Consider the following 21198-nt stretch of genomic DNA (forward strand, 5'->3'; position numbering starts at 1 on the left):
AGGACAACGAACGTGAGCATGGTTCTCGCCGCACACGAGATGTACATGACTGTGCTTGCCCAGGTCGGCAACCCCACTCCGGAGACACCGCCGGCGGCGGACAAGCTGCTCAAGCTCGTCCGGTATTTCACCTGGTTCGTATTGCTCTCCGGCGTCACGGCCGTCACCTACGGCGGCGGTAAATTCGCCTGGGAGAAGTGGAACGGTGGCAGCCTCGAATCGCCGAAGATGGTGGCGGGCGCGATGGTCGGCGGCGGTGTCGCCACCAGCGCCGGAACCATCATGAACGCCGTCATCGGCAGTTGATCGAGCCGCTCGCAGGAAGGTCCCGGTTGCGGGGGGACCTTCCTGCGAGCATCCGATCAGCGCCGCGACGTGATCAGCTCCGCAACATGTCCTGCATCTGCGTGATCTCCGCCTGCTGAGCGGTGATGATGCCCTGCGCCAGCGCCTTGACCTCGGCGTTGCTGCCATCGGCCAGTTCGGTGTTGGACATGGTCACCGCACCCTTGTGGTGCTCGATCATCATCTGCAACCACATCTTGTCGAAGGCCGCACCCGATGCCTGCCCCAGCGCGGTCATCTGCCCCTGCGACATCACACCGCCCATCGGGTGGTCCATCGTGGCCGACGGGGCCGGTTTGCCGAAGCTGTGCAGCAGATCCGCGAATTTCGTCATCTCCGGCGCCTGCGCCGCCTCGATCTTCGCGGCCAGCGCGATGAGCTGCTGATTCTGCGATCGGCTCGGCACCATTTTCGACATCTCCACGGCCTGTGCGTGATGTGGATACATCATCTGCAGGAACGTCACGTCGGCGGTGTCGAAATCGGTGCGGGTGGGTGCGGTCGAGCTCGCGGCACTGTGGTTCATACCCGGCATATCGGCCATCGGGGTGGTCGTGCCGGAGGTGGAACTCCCGGAGTCGCTACTGCAGCCGGCGATGAGCAGTGCGACGGCGATTCCGGTACCCGCCAAAGTGATTCGTGTACGTGAGATGAACATGGTTGTCCTCCTGGGGAATTGTGAAGATCTGAACTGAGGTCCGGAAAGCCCGTGTCCGCGTGGCGATTCCACGCCGACACGGCGGTCCGTCAGATCCGCAGAATCGACAATTCGGCCAACGAGGGCGTCGTCCAGGGCGGCGGCCGGGCATGCCGGGCCGCCCAGGCGCGCACCGTTCGGGTGGATGCGTCTGTTTCGTCACCGACCCGGCCCACGAACGCCAGACCCAGCAGCAGTATCAGTGCGGTGAGGATGAATACGCAGGCATGCGTGCCGCCGGACATCAGGCAGCAGCCGTCGGCGCATCCGGGGTCCATACCGTCGCCCCGCATCATCATCGGGGTGAGCGCCGCCAACATGCTCGGCTGATGATGCCGGGCAATGGGCGTGGCGGTCGTGTCCGGCATCGATGGCGCGGCGGGGGGAGCCGCTTCGGTGGTCATCGACTGCTGTCCGGGGGAGTCCGGGGTCCGGTGGGCGGCCATCGGCATCGCGGGACCGCGGGGGATGTCGGGCGGTGTCGACCGATGCGTGAACGACTGCGCCGCAGCGTGTTCGATGGTATGGCCCGTCGTATGTACGACGATGAGAACGTGCATCACCGCGATCCCGATCAACAGCGTGAGCAGACCCGCCACCCGGACGTATCCGGTGGCGAGATGTTCGGGCCGATGGCTCACGCGGACAGTGTAGCGGCCTTTTGATACCCCCTGCCGGTATGGCCCGGACAAAGTGTCGCCGACCGGATCCGAGGTCGGTCGCCGAGGTGAGTCCCGGGTTGCGATCGGTCACGGCTCGGACTCCGCAAACAGCGGACGAAAACGGCGACGAAGGCCGCGATGAGCCGGAAGAGGCGCGGTTCGCACGCGGGTGGCGAGCGTTTCGAGGTGTTCAGCTTCGTGCCAGCAACCTCGTTTCGGCGCAGGCCGCCGGACCCCGATCGACCCTCGGCTGGTACTGGTGGGACGGATGGTGGACGGGTCAACCAACGGGGTCGGCGTGACGGCATGGCAACGATCTAGCACACTGTAGGGGTGCAGGAGTTCGACGACGTATTGGGCCGGTTGCGGCGATACCCCGACGTGGAAGCGGTGAACCTGTATGCGGTCGACGCCGCAGACCGGCTGATTCTCGATGTCGCGGCCGATGCGCTGGCCGCGGCGGGCAACGGCCGGGTCGCGGTGGTGGACGACGGTTACGGCGCGCTCACGCTGGGCGCCATCGCCGCACACGATCTACGCGATGTGCGGGTGCATCAGGATCTGCTCACCGGTGAACTCGCGTTGTCGCACAACGCTCGTACGGTCGCGCTCGCCGACCGCTACACCACCCATGCGCTCGATCGTGACCTGCTCGACGGTGTGCGGGTGGTCCTGCTGCGGTTGCCGCGAGCACTGTCCGGATTGGCCGAGATCGCCGACGCCATAGCCCGTTACGCCGATCCCGAGGTGCAGGTGTTCGCCGGCGCGCGGGACAAGTATCTGACCCCGGCGATGAACGAGATACTGGCCGAATCGTTTTCGTCGGTTCAGGCCAGCCGGGGGCGGCAGAAGTCGCGGATTCTGTTGGCGCGCGGGCCCAGAACCGTCGGCGAGCCGCCGTATCCGATTCGCAAACAGCTCGGCGAACTGGATCTCGAGGTCGTCGCGCACGGTGCGGCGTTCTCCGGACCGCGCCTGGACATCGGCACGAGATTCCTGATCGAACATCTGCGCCGGATGAAACCCGATGCCCGTGATGCGATCGATCTGGGGTGCGGTACCGGAATTCTCGCGGTGGCGCTGGCCAAGGCGCGGCCGCACGTGACCGTGATCGGCACGGACCAATCCGCGGCGGCGGTGGCCTCGGCGCGGGCGACCGCGACGGTGAACGGCGTCGCGGACCGGGTGCGGGTGGTACGCGACGACGCGATGTCGGCGGTGCCGGACAACAGTGCGGATCTGGTGCTGTGCAATCCGCCGTTCCATGTCGGGGCCGCGGTGCACACCGGATCGGCGATCAAGATGTTCACCGAGACCGGCCGGGTGCTGCGGCCGGGCGGGGAGCTGTGGACGGTGTACAACTCACATCTGAACTACCGGGGTGTGGTCGAGCGTTTCGTCGGAATGACCGACGTGGTGGGGCGGAACCGGAAGTTCACGGTGACCCGCTCGGTGCGCGGGATCCGGGACGGGCGCGCGGACTAGGTTCGTGCACGCGGATTTTCCGGACGGTACAGTCTGATTTGTCCGATTTCTGTCCGCTTGGGAACTTGCCTTCCGTGCGGCACGTTGGATACTCAGAACGGCCACGATCGCCGTGGACCGCGACTTCCGGAAAGGCACGAGAACGGTGCGCACAACAAGCAACCCGATCTTCAGAAACTTGCCGCAACCCCAGCGCGGCGGCGGCTACGCGGGGTTCGGCTCGCCGACTGCCGGCGCCACGCAATTCGACCAGTACGGCCAGCCGTATCAGCAGCAGCTGTATCAGCAGCAGCCTTACCAGCAGGCCCAGGCCACCCAGCCGATGACCATCGACGACGTCGTGACGAAGACCGGTATCACGCTCGGCGTGGTCACCGTCATGGCGATCATCTCCTATGCCCTGACCTCGATGAACAATGGCCTCGCGGGCGTTTTCGTCGGAGTCGGCGCGCTGGTCGGCTTCGTGCTGGTGATGATCGCGAGCTTCGGCCGCAAGCAGGACAACCCGGCCATCGTGCTGAGCTACGCCGCCTTCGAGGGGCTGTTCCTTGGTGCGCTGTCGTTCGTCTTCACCAATGTGAAGTTCGGCGGCGTCGGCGGGGCGAGTCTGATCGGTGAGGCCGTCCTGGGGACCTTCGGTGTGTTCTTCGGCATGCTCGTGGTCTACAAGACCGGCGCGATCCGCGTCACTCCGCGATTCACCCGCATGATGGTCGCCGCGATGATCGGCGTGCTCGTGCTGATGGTCGGCAACCTGATCGCCGGATTCGTCACCCCCGGCGGCTTCGGTCTGCGCGACGGCGGCCCGCTGTCGATCGTGTTCAGCCTCATCGTGATCGGTATCGCCGCCTTCAGCTTCCTGCTGGACTTCGACGCCGCCGATCAGCTCATCCGCGCCGGTGCGCCGGAGCGGGCGGCCTGGAGCGTGGCCCTCGGCCTGACCGTCACCCTGGTCTGGCTGTACATCGAGATCCTGCGCCTGCTGAGCTACCTGCAACGCAATTAGCGCGGTATCGCACTGATCCACACAACGGGTGGTCGCCGAAATCGGCGGCCGCCCGTTGACGTGTCCGGGTACTTGTTCGCGGCTCGGCGCTCAGGCCGCAGCCTCCGCGACGAAGTCGTCCGCGTGCCGACGCGCGAAATCCGCGAAGGTGGTCGGTTCGACACCGAACTCGCGATGGGTCGACAGATCCACCCGGCACTCCGGCGAGGCGTATCGGCCGCGGTAGATCTCGTCCAGCAGATCCACGACCTCCGGCGGCAGCCCTTCGGCGGTGTGCAGCGCGCGCTTGCGCTCGAGCGTCACCTCCTCGTAGCCGAACGTGCGGCCGGTGGCGGCGCTGATCCGGGCGGTGATCTCGGACATGGTCAGCCCCTCGGGGCCGGTCATGTCGAACGCCCGGCCCTCGATGCCATCGGCTCCCATCATGGCCACCGCCACCCGCGCGATATCGGCGATGTCGACCGGCGCGAGCCGACTCTGCCCGATCGGCATGACCAACGCTCGGTGCTTCGAATCCACTCCGGTGAGTGTGCCGGGCAGATAGACCTGCATGAACTGGCTCGGGCGCAGATGTGTCCAGGCCAGCCCGGAATTCTCCAGATAGTTCTCGATCTCCAGATGCCAGCGGGTGCCGCGGAATGCCTGCGGATCGAAGGTGGTCCCCGATTCCCTGCCGCTGAACTTGACGATATGGCGCACCCCGGCCGCGGCGGCGAAATCGATGAAACGGCATTGGGTTTCGACCATATCGCCGCGCGGGGAGGAGATCATCAGCACGCGGTCGACGCCGTCGAATGCGGTGGTCAACGATTCGGCCACGGTCATATCGCCGCGCACGACCCGGACATTCGGCAGGTCGCGCAGCCAGGGGGCGGCGTCCGGATCGCGGACCAGGACGCGGACCGGAACCGCCTGCCGGGCGAATTCCCGGACGACGATATACCCGGACAGGCCGGTGACGCCGGTCAGCAGATGCATGGTGTGCTCTTTTCTTGTGGGGGAACGGGATTCGATGCGGTGTCGTCCGGTGCCAGATAGGGCAGGCCGACACGGGGGAACAGGGCGGGATCATGAATCATGTCGATTCGCGCGATCCCGGTCGGACCGACGGTGAGCAGTTGCAGTGCGTGTGCGCGGTGTACTCCGCCGTGGCCGCGGGTGTAGAGGCCGAAGGCCGGTTGGCCGTTCGCGGCGGCGGGTACCAGAATCCGGCCATCGGGTTCGATGAGCCGGGTCGCCAGGAATCGGCCGATATGCTCGCGGCCCCGGAACCAGGACGGCACCGGCGGCATCTCGAAAACCGCGTCCTCGGTGAGGATTTCCACCAATCCGTCGATATCGCCGTGGGTGAACGCGTCGGCATAGCGGTCGAGTAAGGTGCGACGCCGCGCATCCTTCGGTTCGGCCAGGTCGTAACCGTGCGGTGCGGTCTTGGCCAGTTGTGCTCGCGCGCGTTGCAGTGCGCTGTTGACCGCCGCCGTGCTGGTGCCGAGCAGATCGGCGACCTCGTCGGCGTGGAACATCAGCACCTCGCGCAAGATCAGCACCGCACGTTGCCGACCGGGCAGATGCTGTAGTGCGGCGATGAACGCCAACCGCAGCGTGTGCCGGGCCGCCGCCACCTCCGCAGGATCCAGCTCGGTATCGGAAACCGGTTCCACCCAGGCGATTTCGAGTCGACGCGCGTGCAGCGGCCCGGTCGGGTCGGTCACGGGTCCGCCCAGACCGGACGGATACGCGCGATGCGTTCGGCGCTCGATCGCCCGCAGACAGGTGCGGGTGGCGATCCGATACAGCCAGGTCCGCAACGAGGAGCGGCCCTGGAATCCGTGGTAACCCCGCCAGGCGCGCAGATAGGTTTCTTGAACCGCGTCGTCGGCGTCGTGCGGCGAGCCGAGCATGCGGTAGCAGTAGGCGAACAGTTCGGTGCGATATCACTGTGCGGCGATATCGAACGGTTCGGTGGTCACCGCGGCAACCGCGCCGTATCGAAAACTACTGTGTCGCAGGCGATTCGCCCACCTCGCACGGTGACGTGGTCGACGGCGCGCAGTGTGCCGAACGGGCCGGTGTGCATGTCGTAGACGACCACCGCGCGGTCCTCGTCGCCGAACGCGTCGATGACCTCGACCCCGGTCACTGCCTCGGCGAATTTCCCGATGGCGGCGGATACATCCGCGGCGCCGGTGAGATGTGTTCGGGGACTGTCGAATACGACATCGTCGTGCAGCAGGCCGGTCACGGTCGGCAGATCCCGCCGTCCGAATGCCTCGACATACGTCACCGCGACGGCAACGCTCGCCGGGACGGGCCGATACGCGCCGATCACCGTCGCCGCCTGCGCCTCGGGCCCGGTGACCACCCGCGACCCGATATCGCGCTGAAACCGCCGGAACGAGTCGAGCTCCGACAGTACGTCGCCGGTAGCGGTCGCGGTGTGCACGAACTGCCCCGAATCGCCCAGCTCGAAGGCCGAATAGGTCACGTCGGCGGGCTGTTCGCGATGCAACTGCGCGAATACCTCCTCGATCAGCCGCCGATTCTCCGCCCTGGCGTCATCGCGGGTCCGATATCGCACCACCACTGTTCTGTCCACGTCGAACTCCTTCGGATCTGTACTGGTCACTGATGTAGATCCGCAGGAGTGCGCAAACTCATCGGCGTGAGCGTTCGCGTGTTCGCCGTGCCGGTCGGGACCCCGGGGCTGCCTGAGAGATCGGCTGGTCACCCGCAGTACTGTTGGCGGTCGGCCGATTTTCGGTTGGGTGAGGAAGGGGTTCGGCGATGCCGTATATACAGGCCGGGGACGGGGTGTGCATCGCCTATCAGAGCCAGGGCGACGGATTTCCGTTGTTGCTGCTGGCCGGGCAGTCCAACAACCACCACTGGTGGGACGGCATTCGCGAGGACTTCCACGGGTCGCACCGCACCATCACGTTCGACTACCGCGGGACCGGTGACAGTGACAAGCCCGATATTCCCTACAGCACAAGGGGATTCGCCGAAGATGCGATCGCCGTGCTGGACGGCGCGGGGGTCGATCGGGTCGATGTGTACGGCACCTCGATGGGCGGTCGGGTGGCGCAGTGGATCGCGGCGGAATATCCCGGACGGGTGCGGGCCCTCGTACTGGGTTGTACCTCACCGGGCGGGCGGCACGGTGTGGATCGCGGAAACGATATCCGCGGTCTGCTCGCCGACCCGGCCACCGCACAACGAGCGCTGCTGGATCTGATGTACACGCCGGACTGGCTGGCCCGCACCGCCGGCCCGTATCAGACGCTCGGCGATCCGACGATGCCCTCGTACGCGCTGCGTCGTCACCTGATCGCGAGTCATCGGCACGACGCGTGGGATGTGCTGCCCACCATCATCGCGCCGACACTGGTGGTGCACGGCGCGGACGATCGGTTCAATCCCGCAGCCAACGCCCCTCTGCTCGCCGAACGCATTCCGGGTGCGCGCCTCGAGCTGATCCCCGGAGCACGTCATGCCTACTTCGAGGAATTCCGTTCCACCGCAAGCCCTTTGGTCCGGGACTTCCTCGCCTCGGCCATCGCGTGAGGTCGCCGCTCGCGCCGACATCCACTGCCTGCGACCGACCCGCACCGGCTCGACCGCCGTCGCCGTCGGCCGCGCCTGCCTGGCCGGCGAATTCACCGCCACCGAGATTGCTATACGCCCGTGCACGCCCCGAGCAGAGCACTGCATAGCAGGCGCCGGCGCGGGCGCCCTGCGTCCTGCCGTGGTTGGATCGCCGCCGTGGGCGTGACGAATTGTTGCTCGAGCATGACGAAGGGCGTTCGCTCGAGGCGACCGCCCTTCGTCGAATGTGCTGTCGGCCGCGGCTTATTACCGCGAGTCCGGCGGTGGCTCTAGCTCAGGCGCTCCAGCACCATGGCCATACCCTGGCCGCCGCCGACGCACATGGTCTCCAGACCGAACTGCTTGTCGTGGGTCTGCAGGTTGTTGATCAGGGTGGCGCTGATGCGGGCGCCGGTCATGCCGAACGGGTGGCCGAGGGCGATCGCGCCGCCGGAGACGTTCAGCTTGTCCAAGTCCATATTCAGCTCGCGTGCCGAGCCCAGCACCTGCACGGCGAAGGCCTCGTTGATCTCGTAGAGATCGATGTCGTCGATGGTCTTACCGGCGATCTTCAACGCCTTGCGCACGGCCTCGATCGGGCCCAGGCCCATGATCTCCGGGGACAGACCCGACACGCCGGTGGACACGATGCGCGCCAGCGGGGTCAGGCCGAGCTCCTTGGCCTTGGTGTCGCTCATGATGACCAGCGCCGCGGCGCCGTCGTTGAGCGGACACGCGTTACCGGCGGTGACCGTGCCGTCCGGGCGGAAGACCGGCTTGAGCTGGGAGATCTTCTCGTAGGTGGTGCCGGGGCGCGGGCCGTCGTCGGTGGAGACGACGGTGCCGTCCGGCAGCGTCACCGGGCTGATCTCACGCTCGAAGAAGCCGGACTTGATGGCCTCCTCGGCGCGGTTCTGCGACCGCACGCCCCAGTGGTCCTGGTCCTCGCGTGAGATCCCGGTGTACTGGGCGACGTTCTCGGCGGTCTGGCCCATCGCGATATAGATATCGGGCAGCTCACCGCTCTCGCGCGGATCGGTCCAGCCGCCGGAACCGCCCTCGGCACGCTTGACGGTCCGGGCCTCGGCCTCGGCGAACTGGCCGTTGTGGGTGTCGGGCCAACCGTCCGAGGTGCCCTTCGGGAAACGAGAAACGGTCTCGACGCCGGCGGAGATGAACACATCACCCTCACCGGCCTTGATCGCGTGCAGTGCCATGCGGGTGGTCTGCAGCGAGGAGGAGCAGTACCGGTTGAGGGTGACACCGGGCAGGAAGTCGTAACCCAGCTTGGTGGCGACGACCTTGGCCGTGTTGAAACCGGCCTCGCCAGCGGGCTGGCCGCAGCCGAGCATCAGGTCGTCGATCTGGGTCGGATCCAGCGCCGGAACCTTGTCCAGGGCGGCGCGGACCATCTGCGCCGCGAGGTCGTCCGGGCGCATGCTCACGAGGGAACCCTTGCCCGCGCGGCCGATGGGGGAGCGAGCGAAGGAAACGATGACGGCCTCTGGCATGAGGACTCCTTTGTCGGGCGAGTGAACGACCGGCCGGTCATTCGGTACTCGAGTGCGGAATTCCCCTCCGAATTTACGTCGCCCGGATCGAAGGTCCGACACCCGGTATGCGGTAATCCGGCCGTGCCTGGTCCGGCGTGTCGGCCACGGGCGGATTACCCGTCCGAGACCGTGGCCATGGCGTTGGCCTCGCGATCGGCGATCTCCCGCAGGACCGCGGGCAGCAGATGTCCGGCCGCGAGTTGGTAGCCCGCGGCCGAGGGGTGGAAACCGTCGGCGGAGAACAGGATCTCAGGGGTGCTGCGGAAATCGGGACCCAGCAGATCGCCCATTCGCACTGCACATCCGCCCGCGGCCCGGGTCGCCGACGCCTGTGCGCGAGCGAGCCGGACGCTCCAGCTGTGCACCAGGGCGCGCAGCGGCTGCGGAATCGCCGCCACCGTACCCAGATCCGGGCAGGTGCCGACCACGACGACACTTCCGGCCTTGTGCAGGCGTTCGACCGCGCTGCCCAATCGATGGGCGGACTGCAGGACCGAATGTTTCTTCGTGACGTCGTTGGCCCCGACCAGGATGACCGCCACATCCGGCGGCGGGCCGGCCACGAACATCGCATCCACCTGTCCGGCCAGGCCTTTGGAGGTGGCGCCGGAAATGGCCTTGGTGCTCAACCGGATCCGCCGCCCGGACGCCTCGGCCACACCGCGGGCGATCCGCACGCCGAGCACCTCCTCGGCGCTGCGGCAACCGACTCCGGCCGCGGTGGAATCGCCGAAGATCATCAGGTGGATATCGAAAGGTGTTCCGGTGCGCCATGTTTCGGGTGCGATACACCCCGCGGTGTACACGCCGTCGGCCTCCGGAGGTTTGGAGGTGTCCCGCCCGATCACCGTGCGCGCGGCCTGTGCCTGCGACATCAGCAGGCGGTAGGTTGCCCACGAGGCGGTTCCGGCCCCGGACCCCGCCACGACTGTCGCGGCACTCGTCACCGCGAATGTGCGCCAGCCTTTTACCACGGCAGTGCCTCTCCGTCCTCGTTATCCGATTCGTCCCAGTTCATCGGCCCGCTCGATCGTTCGCATCCATGGTGCCCCATCACCCGCCCGCGAGCACCCCTCGAATTGGCAGCCGCACCCGTTACCCGGCCTCGCACACCTTCCAGCACTTGGTATCGGATGCGGATTCAGCGACCGTGTGCGCAGATCCTTCCTCCGGCGGCATCAGCGAGCAGGCCGTCCGAGGAATTCTCGTGCGCGCCGCCCCGGGCCGGCCGGCGAGGATGTGCGGCGCGAGCGAGCGGCCCCGAGCGATGACGTAACCTCCGGGCCTCGTCCAGCCGAACGCACCTCGTTCGACGAGCCGAACGAGGTGCGTCAATCGTCAATACGAAAGGGAGCCGTCTGGTCAGTGTTCGGGAGGCGCCGGGACGTCGATGGTGGCGTGGCTGGGCACGCTCAGATTGTTGGTCGTCACGGTGACGTCGATGCGGCCCGGACCGGTGTTCTGGTACACGGCGTAGAGAATGCTGCCGTAGATGCCCGAAACGACGTTCACGCGCCACTGTCCGGTGGCGCCGGTGTTCAGATTCCGCCAGGCGACGGTGGTGTCCACATTGCACAGCGGGGCCAGTGGGTACGAGCCCGAGCCGAGGCCCTGGATGGCCAGAGCCTGGACGTTGAACACGGCCCGACCAGCGTAGTCGGGGCTGGTATCGGCCCAGGTCCGGATATTTCCGGCACAGAGCCCGCCGTAGAACAGGCTGGGTGTCTGGGGGAATTCGACGCTCTGCGCGTCCGCGACGGCGGGCGACGCGATCGCGGCTGCGGCTCCGAGGGAGCCGAGCAGAATTGCGGCATTGCGGGCAGTCCGGGGCATCCTCACGCCGGAGATGATAAAGCAGGAACCGGCTCTTCGGGACGTACGCGTAGGCCGGGGTCCCAGCAGGACTGTTGGCTATCTCTGGAACGATGGGCGTCATGCGCATCGCGAACCATGTCGTCGAGCTGATCGGCAACACCCCGCTCGTTCGGTTGAACTCGGTGGTGGGGCCCGAGTCCGGCCTGGTGGCGGCCAAGATCGAATATCTGAACCCGGGTGGCAGTTCCAAGGACCGCATCGCGGTCAAGATGATCGACGCCGCCGAGGAACAGGGGCTGCTGGCCCCGGGCGGCACGATTGTCGAGCCGACTTCCGGCAACACCGGCGTGGGGCTGGCGCTGGTCGCCCAGCAGCGCGGCTACAAATGTGTTTTCGTCTGCCCGGACAAGGTCAGCGAGGACAAGCGGAACGTGCTGCGGGCCTATGGCGCGGAGGTCGTGGTGTGCCCGACCGCCGTCCCGCCCGAGCATCCGGACAGCTACTACCAGGTCTCCGATCGCCTGGTCCGGGAGATCCCGGGCGCGTGGAAGCCGGATCAGTACTCCAATCCCGGTGGCCCGGCCAGCCATTACGAGACCACCGGCCCGGAGATCTGGCGTGACACCGACGGCACGGTGACGCATTTCGTCGCGGGTGTCGGCACCGGCGGCACCATCACCGGCACCGGCCGGTATCTCAAGGAGGTCTCCGGCGGCAAGGTCACGATCGTCGGCGCGGATCCGGAGGGTTCGGTGTACTCCGGCGGCAGCGGCCGGCCGTACCTGGTCGAGGGTGTCGGCGAGGATTTCTGGCCCAGCGCCTACGATCCGGCTGTTCCGGACGAGATCATCGCGGTCTCCGACGCGGACTCCTTCGAGATGACCCGCCGCCTGGCTCGCGAGGAGGGCCTGCTGGTGGGCGGGTCCTGCGGTATGGCCGTGGTGGCGGCGCTGCGTGTCGCCGAACGCGATCCGAACGCGGTCGTGGTGGTGTTGCTGCCCGACGGCGGCCGCGGCTACCTGTCGAAGATCTTCAACGACCAGTGGATGAGCTCCTACGGCTTCCTGCAGTCCCGGCTGGACGGCAGCACAGCCGAGTCGACCGTTGGCGATGTGCTCCGTGGCAAATCCGGCGCAATCCCGGATCTCGTGCACACCCACCCCCAGGAGACGTTGCGCGACGCCATCGAGATCCTGCGCGAGTACGGCGTGTCGCAGATGCCCGTGGTGGGTGCGGAGCCGCCGGTGATGGCCGGTGAGGTCGCGGGCAGCGTCAGCGAGCGCGATCTGCTCTCGGCCGTATTCGAGGGACGCGCACATCTCACCGATCCGGTGTCGAAGTATATGAGCCCGTCGTTCCCGCTGATCGGTTCCGGCGAGTCGGTCTCGGCGCTGACCAAGGAACTGGAGTCCACCGACGCGCTGATGGTCGTCGAGGACGGTAAGCCGATCGGCGTCATCACCCGGCACGATCTGCTCGGCTTCCTGAGCGCCTCCGGGATTCCCGCCGTGCACTGAGTGTGCGATCGCCCACCGGTTGCCGGATCCTCGACATGGTTCGAGGGTCCGGCAATTTTTGTTATCCCGCCGTGTCCGAAAGGGTACGTAAATCGGACAAAACAGGCTCTTTCATCACGACACGCTAACTTTTTCTGTGATCTGGCGCACTTGCCGCTAACGATCAAACTCCCCGCTCAGGGCTTGATAGCGAGTGTTGATCATGCGTAAACGCTCGGAGAAACATTATCTGTTCATCTTCGGTTAGGTTTACGTTAACCTACCGCAATCATCCTGTGACCTCGTTGGTTATCGGACCGCGTGTCCGGATTACACGAGGAGTTGTCAACGCTATGCAGGTTACGACCGCGCTTGTCGCGCCACTCGGCGCCACAGCCGCAGCGTTTGCTGGGGCCGCGATCGTCCGCCGTGTAGCCGCGCCACCCGGCAACCGCTGAGGCGCGTCGCATCAGCGGGGAGTCCCGTCTCCCCTCTTCTGAGCCCAACAGCATCCAGCGCTCGGGCGAGCGCACCGAGAAACAACGGTGTTCGCCCTGTTCCGCGCTGCCTGCTGCCAGGTCGGCAACGGCCGAAACCCAGAGTAGGAACCCACTTCGAATGTCCAGCAACAGCATGAGAGTCAAGTCGGTCGCGCGCACCGCCGGAGCCGCCACGTTGGCCGTGGCCGCGCTCGCCGCCATCACCTCGGCGGCCGGTCAGGGCGCCGCGCACGTGGAGCCCGTCGCCCTGGCTTCGACGATCGAGCAGGCGGCCCACCCGGCCGCCGCAGCCGCGCCCGCGGCGCCCGCCGCGCCGGTGCAGCCCGCGGCCGTCGCCGCACCGGCTCCCGCACCGATGCCTGCACCGCTGCCGCCCGCGCCCGCGCCGGTTCCGCCCCCGCCGCCCGCGCCGAGCTATCCGGACAACCTGGACGGCTGGATCCATCAGGCCTTGGACATCATGTCCGCGCACGGCATTCCGGGCAGCTACGAAGGCATCTACCGCAACATCCTGCGCGAATCCAGCGGCAACCCGCAGGCGATCAACCTCTACGACTCCAATGCCGCGGCGGGTATTCCGTCCAAGGGGTTGTTGCAGGTGATCGATCCCACCTTCCGGGCCTATCACGTCGAAGGCACCTCGTGGAATGTCTGGGATCCGGTCGCCAATATCGCCGCGGCGTGCAACTACGCCGCCCACCGGTACGGCTCGATGGACAACGTCAATTCGGCCTACTGACCGGTTTCTTTCCGTAACATCTGCCGATTCGCTGGAGTCGCGCGTTGTATCGGATCAGCAATATCGGCGCAACTGCATAACGTGATGATTTGCCGGGGTACACCCCCGGGCGTGGAGTGTTCCGGCACCCGGGCCGGAACACGCGATGAGGGGGTGTTCCGTGCACACCGTGGACACAATGCGCATCCAGGTCGGGGCCTGGTTGTCGAATGTCGCGGCCGCGCTCGTCATCGCCGGTTTCGCGGTCGTACTGGGTCGCGTGGTGATGGCTCCGATCGCGAGACGTTTCGATGACCCGGCCCGCGGGCGCATACTCGGCCGATTCGCGGCCGTACTCGTCTGGGGCCTCGGTGCGGCCGCCGCGCTGGGCCGGGTCGGGGTGCCGGCGTCGATCTCCCTGCCCACCCTGGGCACGGTCGTGGTGTTCGTCGGCGCCGTGCTGGTCCCGCTCATCGCCGAGCCGGACCGGCGCGATCAGGACGTGCTGCTCGAGCCGCGCCTGCCGCACGATTCGCGACCGCGGTAGCGGTCAGTCGTGATTCGTGTCGAACAGGCAGATCGCGGCCAGGCGTAGCGGCAGCCAGTCGGCTCGCGCCCATTCGGTCAAGTTGCGCGGGGCGATGATCGCGGCTCGGCTGGAATTCTCCACCAGCCCGCGTGCGTATCCGGCCAGCAGGACGGACGGCGGGACCGTGGCGGAATTCTCGAGCCCGCGTTCGACGAGGTCGCGGACGGCCGCGGCATGTTGATCCAGCGCCGCGCAGACCGCCGGCGATTGTTCGGCCGCGATAATCGCGGGGACCCCGTGCGTTTTGTACAGGCGATTCAAGGTTTTGCGCGCTGATACTTCGAGCAACGCGGAGCCGAGCGGAAACACCCGCACAGATTAGCAACTTCCGGGCATTTTCGGCAGTCCGCCCGGTCTCCGCACAGGACGGTGATATCGGACTGAAATACGTTGTCAGCGAAATGCTTTGGATCCGGTGAGCGCCTCGCCCAGGACGAGTTGATGAACCTCGGCGGTGCCCTCGTAGGTGAGGACCGATTCCAGATTGTTCGCATGTCGCAGCACCGGATAATCCAGGGTGATGCCGTTCGCGCCGAGAATGGTCCGGCACTGCCGCGCGATCGCGATCGCTTCTCGGCTGCTGTTGAGCTTTCCGGCGCTGACCTGTTCCGGTCGCAGCTCACCACGGTCCTTCAACCGGCCCAGATGCAGCGCCAGCAACTGTCCCTTGCCCAGTTCGACGGCCATATCCGCCAGTTTGGCCTGGGTCAGCTGATAGGCGGACAGCGGTTTGTCGAACACCTCGCGGGTGCGCGCGTAATCGATGGTGGCGGCCAGGCAGTCCGCGGCCGCGCCCAATGCGCCGAAGACGATGCCGAACCGCGCCTCGGACAGACAGCCCAGCGGTGCGGACAGGCCTTTACCCGCGGGCAGCAGGGCATCACCCGGCAGCCGCACGCCCGCCAGATCGAGTTCGGCGGTGATCGAGGCGCGCAGCGACAGCTTGCGATGCATCTCGCGCGCGCTGAATCCGGGCGTGTCCGCGGGAACGAGGAATCCGCGCACACCCTCCTCGGTGCGTGCCCACACCACCGCGACGTCGGCCACCGATCCGTTGGTGATCCACATCTTCGAACCGTCCAGCACCCAGTCCGACCCGTCGCGGACCGCGCGGGTGCGCATACCGCCCGGATTGGAGCCGAAATCGGGTTCGGTGAGTCCGAAGCAGCCCAGCGCCTGCCCGGCCGCCATCCGCGGGAGCCAGTACTGTTTCTGCTCCTCGGATCCGTACTTGTGGATCGCGGTCATGGCCAGCGAACCCTGCACCGAGACCATGCTGCGCACACCCGAATCCACCGACTCGAGTTCCATGCAGGCCAGTCCGTATTCGGTCGCCGAGGTGCCCGCACAGCCGTATCCGTCCAGATGCATGCCGAGCAGGCCGAGCGCGCCGAGTTCGGGCGCGAGCTCGCGGGCCGGGAACGTGCCCTGCTCGAACCATTCGGTCACGTGCGGTCGCAGACGCTGCTCGCCGAATGCGCGCACGGTGTCGCGGATCTGGCGTTCGGTATCGCTGAGCAGGGAATCGATGGCAAACAGTTCGTCGACGGTGACCATCCGCTCACCCTATGGCGCACAGCCGTGGGCAACAACGGCACCCGGCCCCTCGCGCGGGGAGTTTGCGCACGGATTTAGGCTGGTCGGCATGACCGATCAGCTGGGGTTCTCCACACGCGCCGTGCACGCCGGATACGATCCCGATCCGCAGACCGGCGCGGTGAACGTGCCGATCTACGCCAGTTCCACCTTCGCCCAGGACGGCGTCGGCGGACTGCGCGGCGGCTTCGAGTACGCCCGCACCGGCAATCCCACTCGTACCGCGCTGGAGGCCAATCTGGCCGCGCTCGAATCGGGGCGGCACGGCCGGGCCTTCTCCTCCGGGATGGCGGCCACGGACTGTGCGTTGCGTGCCACGCTGCGGCCCGGCGATCACCTGGTGATCCCCGACGACGCGTACGGCGGCACGTTCCGGCTGATCGACAAGGTGTTCACGCAGTGGGGCATCGAGTACTCGGTGGCGCCGGTCTCCGATCCCGACGCGGTGCGTAACGCGTTGCGCCCCAATACGAAACTGGTGTGGGTGGAGACGCCGACCAATCCGCTGCTGAACGTCGGCGATATTCCGGCGCTGGCCGATGTCGCGCACCGCGGCGGTGCGAAACTGGTGGTGGACAACACCTTCGCCTCGCCGTATCTGCAGCAGCCGCTGCTGCTGGGCGCGGACATCGTGATCCACTCGACCACGAAATACCTTGGCGGACACTCCGATGTGGTCGGCGGCGCGCTGGTCACCGATGCTCCCGAACTCGACGCCGCCTTCGCGTTCCTGCAGAACGGCGCGGGCGCGGTGCCCGGCCCGACCGATGTGTTCCTGACCCTGCGCGGCATCAAAACCCTTGCGGTGCGCATGGATCGGCACTGCGACAACGCCGAGACGATCGCCGAATTCCTGTCCGGGCATCCGGCCGTCGCGCAGGTGATCTACCCGGGTCTGCCGCAGCATCCCGGACATACGGTGGCGCAGAAGCAGATGCGCCGCTTCGGCGGGATGATTTCGGTGCGATTGCGGGGCGGTCGCGACGCGGCGCTGAAGTTCTGCTCGAGCACGAAACTGTTCACCCTCGCCGAATCGCTGGGCGGTGTGGAGTCGCTGATCGAGCATCCGGGGGCGATGACGCACGCCTCCACCGCGGGCTCGGCACTCGAGGTGCCCGACGACCTGGTGCGCCTGTCGGTCGGCATCGAGGACATCAGCGATCTGCTGACCGATCTCGAGCAGGCGCTGTAATTTCGGCGGCTTGTAACTTCAGCTTCCGCTTCGCTGCGGCGGTTCGCGGCCCCCTGAGGTCTCGCCGGGCCGCGAACAGGTGTCGGCGTTGTGCCTGGTCGGCGGAATCGGGTCGAAAGCACAGCGGCCGCACCGAAACGGGTGCGGCCGCTGTGTCGTTCTTCAGTTGATCAGGGGTCCTGCCGGCCTGCTGCGAGCCGACCGGGATTCAGCTGTGGTACGGCTCCGCGCTGACCAGGGTCACCTTCATGATGTTGCCGTTGGGCAGGGTGTACTCGCGAGTCTCGCCGACCTTGGCGTTGATGAGCGCGCCGCCCAGCGGGGAGTTCGGCGAGTAGGTCTCGAGGTCCGACCCGCCCAGCCCCTCCTCGCGAGTTGCGATCAGGAAGGTTTCGGTATCGGTCTCGTCGCCGTCGTAGTAGACCTTGACGACCGAACCCGGCAGCGCCACGCCCGACTTCGTCGGGGCGACGCCGACCTTGGCGTTGTTCAGCAGCTCCTGCAGCTGGCGGATGCGGGCCTCCTGCTGGCCCTGCTCCTCGCGCGCCGCATGGTAGCCGCCGTTCTCCTTGAGGTCGCCCTCCTCGCGTCGCTCGTTGATTTCGGCCGCGATGACCGGACGATTGGCAATGAGCGCGTCGAGTTCGCCCTTGAGCCTCTCATGCGACTCCGGTGTGAGCCAGGTCACTTGTGTCTCAGTCATCTCGATCACTCCCTAGTAGTTGTTCCCGGCGAACCGGGATTCCCAGATACCCGCAACCGTGCACATCCATGTGGGTGCGCACAGCAACAGACGACGGCTAGAGCGATCCCTGGGGGATTGTCGTCGAACCCCGACAGGCCCTGTTCCCATGTGGCATTGTGTGCCGAGAACCGTCAGCGCTGGCCGCCAATGCAGCAAACACGGCTCCGAGCTTTCGGAACCGTGTATCGCATCATTTTAGCACGATTTACAAAGATGCAGGTCGGAGCCGTGATTGCGAGGCGTTTCGCCTGGATCGCCCGGTAGGGCGGCTCATCCGGCGCGCAGGTAGGCGGGAACCGCGCCGCCGCAGCCGTAAATATCGGTTGCGGCCGGTCGTGCCACGCTCCGCACGATGGTCTTCAATTCGACGGTCCCGCTGGCCGATGGCGGGATCAGCACCTCGCGGCGGCCGACCTCGTTGCCGGCGGTGTCCATCGCCCGCACGAAGCAGAACGCGGCATTTTCGGGGTGGGTTCGGGTCACCTTGAAATGCGCTTCGATGGTCGAATCGTTGACGACCGTATACCCGAGCTGTTCCGGATCGATATCCTTCGGCCCGAACTGTCTGTAGCCGATGAACGCGATGATCAACCCCGCGACGACCACCCCGGCGCTCAATACGGGAAGTACCCAGCGGCGGCGTGTGGATGTCCTGCCGTAGCGATCGCCGACCGATCCGGACCCGGGCCGAGCGGCGGCGGAACTTTCGGGCGAAGACTCGTCCGCGCTGGTCGTGCGCTCACTGCGCTCGCTCATGATCTGCTCGCTCCCGCAGGTAATCGGCCTACCTCACCTTTGCAGGGGGCAGCTCGGAACAAAAGAGGGTCGGATGGAACTATAGGGAGACAGGTCCGACACCCCCCTGCCCGGATGGCGGCGGAGAGCGATGAGGTGAAGACGGTGAGCAGCGAGGTGGCCGCGTGAGCGAGATGGTGAAGTCGTGACCGGTCTGCGTCTCATGGCGGTGCACGCTCATCCCGACGACGAGTCCAGCAAGGGCGCCGCGACGACCGCGAAGTATGCCGCGGAGGGCAACGACGTTCTCGTGGTAACCCTCACCGGCGGTGAGCGCGGGTCGATCCTCAATCCGGCGATGGACACCCCGGGCGTTCTCGATCGCATGGAAGAGGTGCGGCGCGAGGAGATGGCCGAGGCCGCGAAGGCGCTCGGCGTCCGCCAGCGCTGGCTCGGATTCGTCGATTCCGGACTGCCCGAGGGCGATCCGCTGCCGCCGCTGCCGGAGGGCTCGTTCGCGCTGGTGCCGCTGGAGGAGGCGACCGAGGCGCTGGTGCGCGTGGTGCGCGAGTTCAAACCGCACGTGATCACCACGTACGACGAGAACGGCGGCTATCCGCATCCGGACCACATCATGTGCCACAAGGTGTCCATGGCCGCGTACGAGACCGCGGGCGATCCGGAGAAGTTCCCCGACGCGGGCGAGCCGTGGACGCCGAACAAGCTCTATTACGACCACGGATTCAGCATTGCGCGGATGGAGATCTTCGCTCAGGAGTACGAGCGCATCGGCGAGCCGTTCCCGATGCAGGAGTGGCTGGACCGATTCCGGAAGGCGGCCGAGGAACGCGGCGACATCATGGGCCGGGTGACCACGCAGATCGAGTGCTCCAAGTATTTCCCGCAGCGTGACGAGGCATTGCGTGCGCACGCCACGCAGATCGATCCGAACGGCGCGTTCTTCGCGATCCCGCTGGAGATGCAGCAACAGCTGTGGCCCACCGAGGAATTCGAGCTCGCCAGGACCCGGGTACGCACGGAGATCCCGGAGACCGATCTGTTCGCGGGTATCGAGGATCCGCAGATCGAGGTCGCGGACCGATGATTCTCACCGTTCTCGCTCAAGGCACCACCACCAACCCCACCGGGCCGGAATTCGGCAAGGCGTCCCCGCTGGGTCTGGTCATCGTCCTGATCCTGCTGGCCGGGACCGTGCTGCTGATCCGTTCGATGAACAAGCACATCAAGGGTCTGCCGGCGGATTTCTCTCCGGAGCACCCCGAGCCGGATCAGGCGGCAGACGAGGGCACCGATCCGGGTGCGGCCGAGGCGGATTCCGAATCCGAGGCCGAGAACTCGGTCGAGGATCAGGAGTCCGATGCCGCCGGTCCGGGCGGCTCGAAGTCGCAGCCACCACAAAAATCCTGAACTCGCCGCCGCGCGTGTGGCAGCCGGCTGTGTATTCGCCTCCGTTCCGAATCTCGGAACGGAGGCGAATTGCTTTGCGTCCCTGGCCGGGACGGCTCGCGGCGGTTCTCCCGTGTGCGGCTACCGGCCCGGGAACGGCCCCGGGGTGTGAGGTCTACCGGTTCGTGTTCAGCACGGCCTGTCGTGATGGCGGTGATGGCAGATATCGCAATCACAGTCGAAATAGCCGATTCCGGCACTTCCGTGCGCGCCGCGGCGTTCGGCGTCCTCGAGATCGACGAACCACGGCCGACGTTGCGCCGGACCGGGTCCTGCGGTGTTGCTCATACCGTGGGGATACCCAGCCCGCGGCCTTCGGGGGTCACGGTTTCGGCACGCACGGGCCGACCCGGCGTGGTTCGCGGCATCGAGTCGACGACAGCAGCGCCGCAACGGCTTTCGGGGCGGCGAGCCATTCTCGAATGGTGTTGCGCACCCAGGTCTTCCGAGTGCACTCGCAGTAGGCGTCCACGCCGTTCGCATCGATGCCCGCACCGCGGCACAGGGCGATCGCGCGTGGCGCGTGCTGATTCTGGGTGACGATGATCGCGCGGTCGATGCCGAACAGGTCGTGGGCCCGTTCGCAGGTCGCGCGGGTGGACAGCCCCTCGGGGTCCGCGCGGATCAGGTCCCGGGCCACGCCGTGCTCCACCAGATACCTTCGCATCGAGGCGATTTCGTCACCGGAATGCCCCTTCGCATCGCCGGAGATCAGCACCTCGCCGACCTTGTGCGCGGCGAGCAGTTCGACCGCGATGTCGAGTCGTCCGCGCAGATACGTCATCGGCAGCCCGTCCGGGCCGATCCTCGCCCCCGGCACGATCACAATCGGCGCCCGGGGCACGGTCGACACGGTGAAACGCCGTCCGGCAGACAACATTCGCAAACACGCGTTCGCGCCGATGACGATCAGGGGCAGCGTCGCCGTCGCCCCGAGTGTGCCACGCATCGACCACCGCGACCGCTGCTCTCTCACCATCGCCACTCTGCCAGACGACCAGGAGGGCCGGTC

Annotated in this window: 24 protein-coding genes; 10 read left to right on the forward strand and 14 right to left on the reverse strand. The window is 66.7% G+C overall.

Annotated elements, in window-relative coordinates; translation table 11 throughout:
* Nucleotides 1-18: 18 nt before the first annotated feature.
* Nucleotides 19-306, forward strand: a complete 288-nt coding sequence (locus NV1_RS18440) for a hypothetical protein (RefSeq protein ID WP_067892904.1) — start codon at nucleotides 19-21, stop codon at nucleotides 304-306.
* Nucleotides 307-379: 73 nt separating this feature from the next.
* Here the strand turns inward: NV1_RS18440 and NV1_RS18445 are convergent, their stop codons facing one another.
* Nucleotides 380-1003: a DUF305 domain-containing protein gene (locus NV1_RS18445; protein ID WP_067892907.1), complete on the reverse strand. Its 624-nt coding sequence runs from the start codon at nucleotides 1001-1003 to the stop codon at nucleotides 380-382.
* A gap of 89 nt (nucleotides 1004-1092) precedes the next feature.
* Nucleotides 1093-1683 carry a DUF6153 family protein gene (locus tag NV1_RS18450; protein WP_067892909.1) on the reverse strand — a complete coding sequence of 197 codons (591 nt, stop codon included), beginning with the start codon at nucleotides 1681-1683 and terminating at the stop codon, nucleotides 1093-1095.
* Between the two features lie 354 nt (nucleotides 1684-2037).
* On the opposite strand from NV1_RS18450, the gene NV1_RS18455 reads away from it, so the two are divergent.
* Nucleotides 2038-3189: a class I SAM-dependent methyltransferase gene (locus tag NV1_RS18455; RefSeq protein ID WP_067892910.1), complete on the forward strand. Its 1152-nt coding sequence runs from the start codon at nucleotides 2038-2040 to the stop codon at nucleotides 3187-3189.
* Between the two features lie 145 nt (nucleotides 3190-3334).
* Nucleotides 3335-4195 carry a Bax inhibitor-1/YccA family protein gene (locus NV1_RS18460; RefSeq protein WP_067892960.1) on the forward strand — a complete coding sequence of 287 codons (861 nt, stop codon included), beginning with the start codon at nucleotides 3335-3337 and terminating at the stop codon, nucleotides 4193-4195.
* A 90-nt stretch (nucleotides 4196-4285) separates the two neighbouring features.
* On the opposite strand, the gene NV1_RS18465 is transcribed toward NV1_RS18460, so the two are convergent.
* From NV1_RS18465 to NV1_RS18475, 3 genes are read right to left on the reverse strand one after another with little or no spacing between them, the layout of a single operon-like run.
* Entirely contained in the window at nucleotides 4286-5173 is an 888-nt protein-coding gene (locus tag NV1_RS18465) for an NAD(P)H-binding protein (RefSeq protein WP_067892911.1), read from the reverse strand.
* A complete protein-coding gene (locus NV1_RS18470) occupies nucleotides 5161-6117 on the reverse strand; it encodes a sigma-70 family RNA polymerase sigma factor (protein ID WP_281181853.1) in 957 nt (318 codons plus the stop codon). Before NV1_RS18470 ends, NV1_RS18465 begins: the two co-directional genes overlap by 13 nt.
* 44 nt (nucleotides 6118-6161) lie before the next feature.
* The gene (locus NV1_RS18475; RefSeq protein WP_169813347.1) at nucleotides 6162-6791 is read right to left on the reverse strand and encodes a nuclear transport factor 2 family protein; all 630 of its coding nucleotides are present in this window, start codon (nucleotides 6789-6791) and stop codon (nucleotides 6162-6164) included.
* Between the two features lie 188 nt (nucleotides 6792-6979).
* Here NV1_RS18475 and NV1_RS18480 point away from each other — a divergent pair, with 188 nt between their 5' ends.
* Entirely contained in the window at nucleotides 6980-7759 is a 780-nt protein-coding gene (locus NV1_RS18480) for an alpha/beta fold hydrolase (RefSeq protein ID WP_067892916.1), read from the forward strand.
* A 311-nt stretch (nucleotides 7760-8070) separates the two neighbouring features.
* Here the strand turns inward: NV1_RS18480 and NV1_RS18485 are convergent, their stop codons facing one another.
* The 3 genes from NV1_RS18485 to NV1_RS18495 form a co-directional block, all read right to left on the reverse strand.
* Complete coding sequence (locus tag NV1_RS18485) at nucleotides 8071-9291, reverse strand: acetyl-CoA C-acetyltransferase (RefSeq protein WP_067892918.1); 1221 nt, start codon at nucleotides 9289-9291, stop codon at nucleotides 8071-8073.
* Between the two features lie 155 nt (nucleotides 9292-9446).
* Nucleotides 9447-10307, reverse strand: a complete 861-nt coding sequence (locus NV1_RS18490; RefSeq protein WP_067892920.1) for an SGNH/GDSL hydrolase family protein — start codon at nucleotides 10305-10307, stop codon at nucleotides 9447-9449.
* 388 nt (nucleotides 10308-10695) lie between these two features.
* Nucleotides 10696-11166: a hypothetical protein gene (locus tag NV1_RS18495; protein ID WP_169813348.1), complete on the reverse strand. Its 471-nt coding sequence runs from the start codon at nucleotides 11164-11166 to the stop codon at nucleotides 10696-10698.
* A gap of 101 nt (nucleotides 11167-11267) precedes the next feature.
* Between NV1_RS18495 and NV1_RS18500 the strand changes: the two genes are divergently transcribed.
* The 3 genes from NV1_RS18500 (at nucleotide 11268) to NV1_RS18510 (ending at nucleotide 14409) form a co-directional block, all read left to right on the forward strand.
* Nucleotides 11268-12665, forward strand: a complete 1398-nt coding sequence (locus NV1_RS18500; RefSeq protein ID WP_067892924.1) for a cystathionine beta-synthase — start codon at nucleotides 11268-11270, stop codon at nucleotides 12663-12665.
* A gap of 597 nt (nucleotides 12666-13262) precedes the next feature.
* Complete coding sequence (locus NV1_RS18505) at nucleotides 13263-13883, forward strand: transglycosylase SLT domain-containing protein (protein WP_067892926.1); 621 nt, start codon at nucleotides 13263-13265, stop codon at nucleotides 13881-13883.
* 178 nt (nucleotides 13884-14061) lie between these two features.
* The gene (locus tag NV1_RS18510) at nucleotides 14062-14409 is read left to right on the forward strand and encodes a hypothetical protein (protein ID WP_157117114.1); all 348 of its coding nucleotides are present in this window, start codon (nucleotides 14062-14064) and stop codon (nucleotides 14407-14409) included.
* Nucleotides 14410-14412: 3 nt separating this feature from the next.
* Here NV1_RS18510 and NV1_RS18515 read toward each other — a convergent pair whose 3' ends face one another.
* On the reverse strand, nucleotides 14413-14760 hold the full coding sequence (locus NV1_RS18515) for a DUF6401 family natural product biosynthesis protein (RefSeq protein ID WP_067892961.1): 348 nt from the start codon (nucleotides 14758-14760) through the stop codon (nucleotides 14413-14415).
* Nucleotides 14761-14844: 84 nt separating this feature from the next.
* Nucleotides 14845-16008 carry an acyl-CoA dehydrogenase family protein gene (locus tag NV1_RS18520; protein WP_067892928.1) on the reverse strand — a complete coding sequence of 388 codons (1164 nt, stop codon included), beginning with the start codon at nucleotides 16006-16008 and terminating at the stop codon, nucleotides 14845-14847.
* Nucleotides 16009-16096: 88 nt separating this feature from the next.
* Between NV1_RS18520 and NV1_RS18525 the strand changes: the two genes are divergently transcribed.
* The gene (locus NV1_RS18525; RefSeq protein ID WP_067892930.1) at nucleotides 16097-17239 is read left to right on the forward strand and encodes a cystathionine gamma-synthase; all 1143 of its coding nucleotides are present in this window, start codon (nucleotides 16097-16099) and stop codon (nucleotides 17237-17239) included.
* Between the two features lie 208 nt (nucleotides 17240-17447).
* On the opposite strand, the gene greA is transcribed toward NV1_RS18525, so the two are convergent.
* Together greA and NV1_RS18535 are read right to left on the reverse strand one after the other, a co-directional pair.
* Complete coding sequence (gene greA / locus NV1_RS18530) at nucleotides 17448-17942, reverse strand: transcription elongation factor GreA (protein WP_067892962.1); 495 nt, start codon at nucleotides 17940-17942, stop codon at nucleotides 17448-17450.
* Nucleotides 17943-18254: 312 nt separating this feature from the next.
* On the reverse strand, nucleotides 18255-18740 hold the full coding sequence (locus NV1_RS18535; protein ID WP_067892932.1) for a DUF4307 domain-containing protein: 486 nt from the start codon (nucleotides 18738-18740) through the stop codon (nucleotides 18255-18257).
* 202 nt (nucleotides 18741-18942) lie between these two features.
* On the opposite strand from NV1_RS18535, the gene mca reads away from it, so the two are divergent.
* Nucleotides 18943-19824: a mycothiol conjugate amidase Mca gene (gene mca / locus NV1_RS18540; RefSeq protein WP_067892934.1), complete on the forward strand. Its 882-nt coding sequence runs from the start codon at nucleotides 18943-18945 to the stop codon at nucleotides 19822-19824.
* A complete protein-coding gene (locus NV1_RS18545; protein ID WP_067892939.1) occupies nucleotides 19821-20147 on the forward strand; it encodes a hypothetical protein in 327 nt (108 codons plus the stop codon). Before mca ends, NV1_RS18545 begins: the two co-directional genes overlap by 4 nt.
* Nucleotides 20148-20315: 168 nt before the next feature.
* Here NV1_RS18545 and NV1_RS43625 read toward each other — a convergent pair whose 3' ends face one another.
* Together NV1_RS43625 and NV1_RS18550 are read right to left on the reverse strand one after the other, a co-directional pair.
* Nucleotides 20316-20474 (reverse strand): hypothetical protein, encoded by a 159-nt coding sequence (locus tag NV1_RS43625; protein WP_157117116.1) that lies wholly within the window; start codon nucleotides 20472-20474, stop codon nucleotides 20316-20318.
* A gap of 34 nt (nucleotides 20475-20508) precedes the next feature.
* Entirely contained in the window at nucleotides 20509-21135 is a 627-nt protein-coding gene (locus tag NV1_RS18550) for a SanA/YdcF family protein (RefSeq protein ID WP_067892963.1), read from the reverse strand.
* Between the last annotated feature and the right edge of the window lie 63 nt (nucleotides 21136-21198).

It is taken from the genome of Nocardia vaccinii NBRC 15922 (genome assembly GCF_001613305.1).
GTDB lineage: Bacteria > Actinomycetota > Actinomycetes > Mycobacteriales > Mycobacteriaceae > Nocardia > Nocardia vaccinii.

What these genes read in the sequence shown, in the direction of transcription:
- NV1_RS18480 (WP_067892916.1), top strand. Translation starts at nt 6,980, where the DNA reads ATGCCGTATATACAGGCCGGGGACGGGGTGTGCATCGCCTATCAGAGC.
- NV1_RS18500 (WP_067892924.1), top strand. Translation starts at nt 11,268, where the DNA reads ATGCGCATCGCGAACCATGTCGTCGAGCTGATCGGCAACACCCCGCTC.
- NV1_RS18535 (WP_067892932.1), bottom strand. Translation starts at nt 18,740, where the DNA reads ATGAGCGAGCGCAGTGAGCGCACGACCAGCGCGGACGAGTCTTCGCCC.
- NV1_RS43625 (WP_157117116.1), bottom strand. Translation starts at nt 20,474, where the DNA reads ATGAGCAACACCGCAGGACCCGGTCCGGCGCAACGTCGGCCGTGGTTC.
- NV1_RS18440 (WP_067892904.1), top strand. Translation starts at nt 19, where the DNA reads ATGGTTCTCGCCGCACACGAGATGTACATGACTGTGCTTGCCCAGGTC.
- NV1_RS18465 (WP_067892911.1), bottom strand. Translation starts at nt 5,173, where the DNA reads ATGCATCTGCTGACCGGCGTCACCGGCCTGTCCGGGTATATCGTCGTC.
- NV1_RS18550 (WP_067892963.1), bottom strand. Translation starts at nt 21,135, where the DNA reads ATGCGTGGCACACTCGGGGCGACGGCGACGCTGCCCCTGATCGTCATC.
- NV1_RS18505 (WP_067892926.1), top strand. Translation starts at nt 13,263, where the DNA reads ATGTCCAGCAACAGCATGAGAGTCAAGTCGGTCGCGCGCACCGCCGGA.
- NV1_RS18445 (WP_067892907.1), bottom strand. Translation starts at nt 1,003, where the DNA reads ATGTTCATCTCACGTACACGAATCACTTTGGCGGGTACCGGAATCGCC.
- NV1_RS18525 (WP_067892930.1), top strand. Translation starts at nt 16,097, where the DNA reads ATGACCGATCAGCTGGGGTTCTCCACACGCGCCGTGCACGCCGGATAC.
- greA (WP_067892962.1), bottom strand. Translation starts at nt 17,942, where the DNA reads ATGACTGAGACACAAGTGACCTGGCTCACACCGGAGTCGCATGAGAGG.
- NV1_RS18510 (WP_157117114.1), top strand. Translation starts at nt 14,062, where the DNA reads ATGCGCATCCAGGTCGGGGCCTGGTTGTCGAATGTCGCGGCCGCGCTC.
- NV1_RS18520 (WP_067892928.1), bottom strand. Translation starts at nt 16,008, where the DNA reads ATGGTCACCGTCGACGAACTGTTTGCCATCGATTCCCTGCTCAGCGAT.
- mca (WP_067892934.1), top strand. Translation starts at nt 18,943, where the DNA reads ATGGCGGTGCACGCTCATCCCGACGACGAGTCCAGCAAGGGCGCCGCG.
- NV1_RS18545 (WP_067892939.1), top strand. Translation starts at nt 19,821, where the DNA reads ATGATTCTCACCGTTCTCGCTCAAGGCACCACCACCAACCCCACCGGG.
- NV1_RS18495 (WP_169813348.1), bottom strand. Translation starts at nt 11,166, where the DNA reads ATGCCCCGGACTGCCCGCAATGCCGCAATTCTGCTCGGCTCCCTCGGA.
- NV1_RS18485 (WP_067892918.1), bottom strand. Translation starts at nt 9,291, where the DNA reads ATGCCAGAGGCCGTCATCGTTTCCTTCGCTCGCTCCCCCATCGGCCGC.